The organism is Marinomonas sp. S3726 (assembly GCF_000967665.1).
Taxonomy (GTDB): Bacteria; Pseudomonadota; Gammaproteobacteria; order Pseudomonadales; family Marinomonadaceae; genus Marinomonas.
Map to the genome: position 1 here is coordinate 124747 of NZ_JXYC01000020.1, position 7343 is coordinate 132089.

At 38.6% G+C, this 7343-nt stretch carries 6 protein-coding genes and 1 other RNA gene; 1 reads left to right on the forward strand and 6 read right to left on the reverse strand.

The features are described 5' to 3' along the window. Positions 1-53: 53 nt before the first annotated feature. Both TW85_RS16590 and TW85_RS16600 read right to left on the reverse strand, forming a co-directional pair. The gene (locus tag TW85_RS16590) at positions 54-1469 is read right to left on the reverse strand and encodes a lyase family protein (protein WP_052702258.1); all 1416 of its coding nucleotides are present in this window, start codon (positions 1467-1469) and stop codon (positions 54-56) included. Positions 1470-1835: 366 nt separating this feature from the next. After that, the gene (locus TW85_RS16600; RefSeq protein WP_046018250.1) at positions 1836-2789 is read right to left on the reverse strand and encodes an AraC family transcriptional regulator; all 954 of its coding nucleotides are present in this window, start codon (positions 2787-2789) and stop codon (positions 1836-1838) included. A gap of 352 nt (positions 2790-3141) precedes the next feature. On the opposite strand from TW85_RS16600, the gene TW85_RS16605 reads away from it, so the two are divergent. Further along, the gene (locus TW85_RS16605) at positions 3142-4596 is read left to right on the forward strand and encodes a methyl-accepting chemotaxis protein (protein ID WP_162197508.1); all 1455 of its coding nucleotides are present in this window, start codon (positions 3142-3144) and stop codon (positions 4594-4596) included. Positions 4597-4691: 95 nt separating this feature from the next. Here TW85_RS16605 and TW85_RS16610 read toward each other — a convergent pair whose 3' ends face one another. From TW85_RS16610 to TW85_RS16625, 4 genes are all read right to left on the reverse strand, one after another. Further along, on the reverse strand, positions 4692-5936 hold the full coding sequence (locus TW85_RS16610; RefSeq protein ID WP_052702259.1) for a methyl-accepting chemotaxis protein: 1245 nt from the start codon (positions 5934-5936) through the stop codon (positions 4692-4694). Positions 5937-5992: 56 nt separating this feature from the next. Continuing rightward, an RNA gene (locus TW85_RS25855) (hammerhead ribozyme type II) lies at positions 5993-6061 on the reverse strand. Further along, complete coding sequence (locus tag TW85_RS16615; RefSeq protein WP_046018252.1) at positions 6060-6737, reverse strand: DUF2786 domain-containing protein; 678 nt, start codon at positions 6735-6737, stop codon at positions 6060-6062. Before TW85_RS16615 ends, TW85_RS25855 begins: the two co-directional genes overlap by 2 nt. 158 nt (positions 6738-6895) lie before the next feature. Next, a complete protein-coding gene (locus TW85_RS16625) occupies positions 6896-7234 on the reverse strand; it encodes a Mor transcription activator family protein (RefSeq protein ID WP_046018254.1) in 339 nt (112 codons plus the stop codon). Between the last annotated feature and the right edge of the window lie 109 nt (positions 7235-7343).

The window sequence follows — 7343 nt, forward strand, 5'->3', positions numbered from 1 at the left end:
CTTGATCCTTTTCTCGCTTGCTCATTTTCTCGCTTGCTAGCTTCTCTCGCTTATTAGCTTTCTTGTTTATCTTTTATAAGATGCGCTCTGACTTTTGTAATATCACCTTGGCTCTCCTTGAATACTTTGGCGGCATAGGAATAACCCTTTTCTTGTTTAAGGCGAATTAAAGTCGGGATCATGGTTTGTATATTCTGCTGATTTTGTTGGCTGTTGGGCGTCACACCACTCAGGCAATGCTGGGTGAACGCTTGGATGCCATTCTCTAGACAGCTCATGGCATCTAATAAGTTATGTATAACAAGAGACTGCCAGACGTTAAGGTCTAGCTCCCCATGATCTTGCGTCATTTGTATCGTGTAGCAACGTCCACAGACTTGCATGCAACACTGCACTAAATACTCTGCAATGGTTGGATTCACTTTACCCGGCATGGCAGAGGAGCCAGGTTGAACAGCGGGTAAATTGAGCTCGGCGAAGCCTGTTTCAGGGCCTGATGACATGAGGCGAAAGTCTTTGGCGATTTTAATCAAGCCACGGGCAAATAACTCAAGACGATTGGCAATAGAGATAAGGTCATCATGGTTTTGAGAGCTATCAAACAGGTTGTCACTATGGCAAAACAGACTGGTGTACATCTGGGTATTCACCTCGTCTATGATGCTTTCAAAAAATGCCTGTGATACATCTCCTTTACGACCAATAATATTGCCACCAAGGTTAATCTTATAAAGTTCTATTACCCCTTGGTTAAGGCGTTTTTTGTTTCTCTCTATCAGGCTTTGATAACCACTAAACAGGTCGGCAAAGCTGATCTCTACCGCATCTTGCAAACAGGTGCGGGCGATTTTTTGTTCATGCTGCCATTTCGCTCCTTGGGCATTAAACTCGTTAATAAGCTTGTCTATGCTGCTTTCTAAGGATTGCCATTGCTCAATCACAGCAAAGTGGCAGGCTGTGGTTTGAGCGTCGCTGGTGGAATTATTGAGATTGATATGATCGTTGGGATGAACGGGAGAGTAAGTGCCTAACGGCCGAAAAAACGCGTCACGATTTACTAGGTTCGCGACCACTTCATTGATGTTCATATTGGTCGAAATGCCGCCACCACCATGACAGGCATGCACTGGAAATTGCTCAAGGGGTAAGTCGTCTAATAGCCTGTTAATCACTTGAATAATCGATTGGGCAATCTTAGGCTCTAATTCCCCTGTATTGAGGTTAGTTTTAGCCGCAATTCTCTTCACCCTCAGCATGGCTTTTATTAACACAGGGTAAGCGCTTAACGGCTTTTCACCATTGAGAGGATAGAGCGCAATGGCCCTTTGAGTTTGTACACCATATAGCGCATCAACAGGCACTTCTAGTGCGCCAATCAAGTCTGTTTCTACGCGCGTTTCTAACTGACTGTCTAGCCGGTCTAGTTGATTGTCTAATTTACAGTCTAATGAAAAGTCATTGGCTGACATGACTTAGCCTCTTTTATATTTGTTATATAAACGCCTATAAAAGAGGAAAGCAGGGGAAGGGGCAATCGAGTTAATAACATAGAAGCATTACATAAACTCATGCTTAAATAGGTTTAAAAAAACTTCCTATCAAAGCTGCTGCAAGGAAGCTAGGAACTAGTTACTTCTTTTCAGTCTTTTTAAACAAGCCGTCACTTTGACGTAATCTAGACACTTTTCGAGAAGAAAGAATACAGATTAACACCCTTTCTAAAAGACCCGCAGAGCGCGGCTTAAAAGCCCTATCTTTATGTTGAAGCTTTATAAATAATTGACTTATATTGAATTTTTTAAACATGAAAACTAAGTATATGATCTTAGTTCTCATTATAAAATCATATGGGGGGATTTTGATTTTGTAATAGAGGGTGATTCGCCATATTTTGTTTTATAGGCTCGGCTAAATGATGATTCTGATTGATAGCCTGTTTCAAATGCAATATTAAGAACGTTTTCGTTCGTGTTTTTTAAGCGGTCTTTAGCTATCGCTAATCGCCAGTTGTTGATATATTTTTTAGGTGTTTGTCCTACTATATTTTTAAAGTGATTGATGAAACTTGTTCTAGACATTTTTGCCATTTGAGATAGTTTTTCTAAATCGATTTTTGAAGCTGTATCATTATGAATGTGATACATAACTGCCGATAGGTTTTTATCTGTGTAAGCAACTATCCAGTTTTTATTTATATCTGAAAACTGTGAAATCCAAGTTCTAATACATTGTAAAATTAATATATCAGCTAGTTTTGAAACAATTAACCCAGCACAAAAATCAGAATTTCTTGTTTCTTTTTTTATAGAGTTAACTGTACTTTTAATTGTTGAATGAGACTTTTCACTACTCGGTATTAGAATGTGGTCTGGCATAGAGTTAATAATTGATTTAGTTATTTCATTCTCAAATAAAACGGTTCCGCATAAGGTGGTAGTAATATCTCCATCACCACCTGTTGTCAGGCGTTCATAAAACTCAGTTACTTTCGATAAACTTTGCTCCGTTAATTCTTCTGCTGGTGAGAGGTTTTTATCAATTATGTCATGGCCACGTCCTCTCGGCAGTAAAATAAAGTCCCCTGGATTTAATACAATATTCTTTCCTGAAATGACAACAACGGCAGTCCCTTCCAATACAAGATGAAACATTGTGCTAGAAGGGATGGCAGGCATTTTAACACCCCATGGCTGCTTCATTGTAGAGTGAGTATAAAAAACGCTACTCATTTTTAATTGGCTAAGTGGAGAACTGAGTTCTGCTTGGCTTTGATTGAATTTTTCTAACATGTTTTTTAACTCTGTTAACTATTTGTACTTTTTGCAAACTAACCGCGACTTATTGACAACTAAATCATCACTCAATCTGAGTTAATGTATAAATTATCACGAATTTTATGAATGGTAATTTAGTTTTTATAAAAAATTCAATTTTATTCTCCTGCTTTTGAATTTATAAGGCTGAAAAATAATTTTTAAGGTGTGTTTAGTGACTACTATAAAGTTTAAGTTTATTGTGTTTTCAGTGTTTTTATCAATTTTTGTGACTTCATTTGGTGTTTTTTCAGTTGTCTCTCAAAATGAAGTTAAAAATAAATGGGAGTTATATCTAAGCGATGTCGAGAAAAGACAAAGAATGTTAATGGAAATAAAAGAAAGTTTTGGATATGGCGGTTTGATTCATAATTTTAAGAATTTTGTAATACGTGGTGATTTTAAGCACTCAAAAAAAGTTACTGAAAAATATATTGAAATTACTGATAAAATTAAAATTTATAAAAAAATTCACTTAATAAATGATGTTGAAATTGAATCTTTAAATAGTGTTCAAGAAGTAGCTGAGCAATACTTTAATATGTTAAGTAAAATAGAGCCTATGGTTATAAAGGGTGATGCCCCTGAGTTAATCGATTCTTTAGTTAAAATAGATGATAGTAAGGCTTTGAAAGCTTTTGAAAAACTGAATGAAAACTTTAAATATTTAAGAGAAGAGTCTAATAACGAGATTAATAGAACGTTTAATGCTATTAACTATGCAAATATTGGTAGTGGTATTGTATTAATTTTAATCGTGAGTTTGGGCTGCTATGTTTTATATTTTATCTCTGTACCAAGGCTTAAAGAACTAACGAATGTCATTATCAAGACAAGTGATAGCCGTGATATGAGTATGAGAGCGGAGATTAAAGGCAAAGATGAAATTGCAGAGGCAAGCCATGCCTTTAATAATCTCATGAGTGCCATGCAACAAGCCTTAGTAATAGTTGCTGGCTCTTCCCGTAAGTTAGTAGAAGTAACGGCCAATATGTCCAAGCAATCAGCAGAGGCCAAAGTCTTGATGTTAAATCAGCAATCGGAAGCTGACTTATTAGCAAATGCAATGGGTGATATGGGACAAACTGCCCAACAAATGTCTACCAATATAAGCCTTGCTTCAAGGTATGCGCATGAGGCTGTTAGTGTTGCGAATGATGTTGAATCCTCTATGTATTCAACAGCGGATAGTATTAGTTCACTTGCGAGTAATATTACTATTGCTGAAGAAACCATAGAGCAATTAGAAATTGAAGCATACGAAATAGGCAGCATTTTAGAGGATATAAGTGGTATCGCAGATCAAACCAACCTCCTCGCCCTGAATGCTGCTATTGAAGCCGCTAGAGCGGGTGAGCAAGGTCGAGGTTTTGCCGTTGTTGCCGATGAAGTGCGTTCCCTTGCTTTACGCACGCAAGAATCCACAGAAAAAATAAAGTCTAAAATTGAGAGACTTCAGAAAACCACCAGTGAATCAGTTAATACGATGAAACAGGGTCAGATACTGTCCGAAAGTAGCGTAAAACTCGTCGAGAGTAGCAGTGACTCAATTCATCAAGTTATCGAAAAAGTTAAAGAAATTTCAGGCGGAAATGAATTAGTGACGAATACTTTTGAAGAGCAAAGTAATGTGACCAATCAGCTAAACGTTAATATTAAATCCATACATCAAGCATCGATTAATACCTTAACAGGCACCAATATGATTGAAGAAACCTGCCTAGAGGTGTCTGACTTAACGGCTGATTTAGATAAAATGTTGAATAAATTTAAATTAAGTTAATCGTCTTAATGAAAGGAGATTCAAAGTAGAGGCTAGTGTTAAGCCTCTATTTTTCGAAACCCTTTAGGTAGAAGCCAGATACGCAGTACTAGGCATCACACTTGATAGCGGCCTAAAAGCCTTTGTAGCTCGCTAGATAATGTCTCTAGTTCTTGGCTTGCTTGGGTGACTTTATCTGCACCGGTATTTACTTCTTGGGATTGGGTGTTGATGGTGGCTAATGAAGTATTAATATTTTCAGCCACATGGGACTGCAAATCCGATGCATCTGCTATGTCTAAATTCATGTGTGTCATACGTTCAACGGCTTTGGCAATCTGAGTTAACGTCTCAGCAGCAAGTTGAGATTTGTTTTCTGCGCTATCGGCTTGAGTGGAGCACAGTTGCATTATATTTGAGGCTAAACGGGTGCCAGTTTGCAGGCTTTTTATGGCATCACGAATTTGGTCTGTAGAAGCTTGTGTCCTTTGTGCCAAGGTACGAACTTCATCGGCAACCACTGCAAAACCACGGCCGAGCTCCCCTGCACGGGCAGATTCGATCGCCGCATTAAGGGCTAATAAATTGGTTTGATCAGCGATGTCTGTGATCACATCAACCACTTGGCCTATGTTGTTGCTGTCAGTATCTAAGATACTGATTTGACCTGATAACTTATTTATCTCTTCGATCAGAGCATTGGTTGTTTGCATTGAATCTTGTACGACTTCAGAACCTTCATTTGCTTGATTACTGGTGTTTTGGGCTTCTTTATTAGCGCTTTCAGATTGACCTGTCACCTTATTGGTGGATTCGACCATTTGTTGCATGGCGCTGCTGACTTGTTCAACTTCCTCGCGTTGGGCATTGATTCTTAGCTTGGTTTCAGCGCTGATTTGGGTGAGCTCTGAAGAGGAGTTAGCAAGCTTAGCGGTCACATTGTTGAGCTCTTTAATCACATGACGAATCATAGAGATAGTGGCATTGAAATGAGTTGCCATGGTGCCAATTTCGTCTTGTCTCTCAATAGGGATACTGGTGGTAAAATCCGCATCTCTAATAATGCGCTCCATACTATTACTTAAATCGTCGATGGGCTTTTTCACGGCACGATAGAGAATAAAGCTGAGTAAAATTAATAGACTGATAAGAAAAAGGCTTAGGCTAGTGAGCCAAATAAGATGGACTTGATAATCTGCTTTAAGTGCTTTGTTTTCTTTTTCCACTAGGCGCATTTGTAAATTGATGATGAGAGGGATAGAGATATATGAATAGCTTAATGCGCGATATTTAAGCGGGATTATATGGTTAATAACGGTACTTAATGGGACAAAGTTATAGTTTCTAACCTTTGAACACATTTTAGCCTCAAATGAGAATTTAGTCACCTCTAGAGTGAGGTTTGTAGAATTTAGGCTTTTAGCTGCTCATCAGTACCCAGCCACTACGCTGAATAGACACGGCTACAACGAGCCATGTTTCGCTTAATTTAGAGCCTCTAAGGCTGTTCTTTTATCTTCCCCCATTCCACTATGCAAATTCGCGTTATGCCCTGCTAGTCGACCTTCAAGCCGCGCACTGTGGTCTTCTTTTTTAACTTTATGTTCTCGGCTTTTCATCTTCTCAGTTTTGCCATGTTGCTGTTTGATATATAGGTCAACTAATTCCTCTTGTTTCTCTGTAAGTGCAAACTTCATCACTTTAGCGTAAACACCTAATACCCACGCCTCTGCAAAAAGATCTGCCTTTCGAACCTTATTGGCCCGCTTATAGCGTGACAGAGTGCCCATATAGTTTTTACGATCTTTTATTAACTGACGATATAAGACCTCGTAGCAATAGGTTGCAACTTCGGGTTGAGAGTCAAAACCAATAAACTCTATATCAGTTCCTTTATAGCTAGGGTGGTATATTGGTTTGACAGCAAAAGCCTCTGCAATAGTTGAAACAAGATGTTGATGATAGCGCGGCGGATTTTGGCTTTTCCCTGCGCCAGAAGTCTGAGAATTGACATCAGATAAATCAATAGTGGACTGATTTACCCCATGTTTTTCCATTAGTATTTGTGCTTGGCGTAAAGCGGTTGCCGCTTCATTTCCATTTGATGATTTAGCCAACGCTAGACACTTTTTAATTTTATCTAAAATACGATCATTACTCATCGTCCAGCTCCTCAAATTCTTTTTTTACATTTTCCCAGCACTGTGAACAGTAATGTTGATACCCATTATTGGGATCTTCACGCCAATTTGCATAAGATATTTCAGATGAGGATTCGTCCGGATCATGTGGCCCTAATTCATTCGAGCATCCATACGCATCACACTCTACCGTTGCTTTTATTGTCATTATCTTTCTCCTGCTTTTTAAGTATTTTGTAGATTGTTCTAATATGCACGTTATGCCTAATCGCAAGCTGTCCGTGATTGTTTCCCGTAAACTCAGAAGTGACTTTTTCACGAATGTCTTGCGATGCTTTTTTGATATTTTTTGGTACGTAGAGATGTAAGCCCTGCCAGCGTTTTGCGAACGCATCAGCGCTAACTAGAGCCTGCTGTTTTGCCTTTGCAGGATTGATACCTGCTTCGGTCAATTCCTTTGTAATATGTAGTGTTAAATCCTCTAAAAATTCACTGCGTTGTGCGTCCATTTTAGACATGACAGCCACCTACGCCTCATCAAGAGCCATAAGTGAATCGATGATGTTTTTTAAGGTTTTACGATTACGCTGCCAGCCTTTTTTTAACCGAGAAGAATGCTTTTCTTCA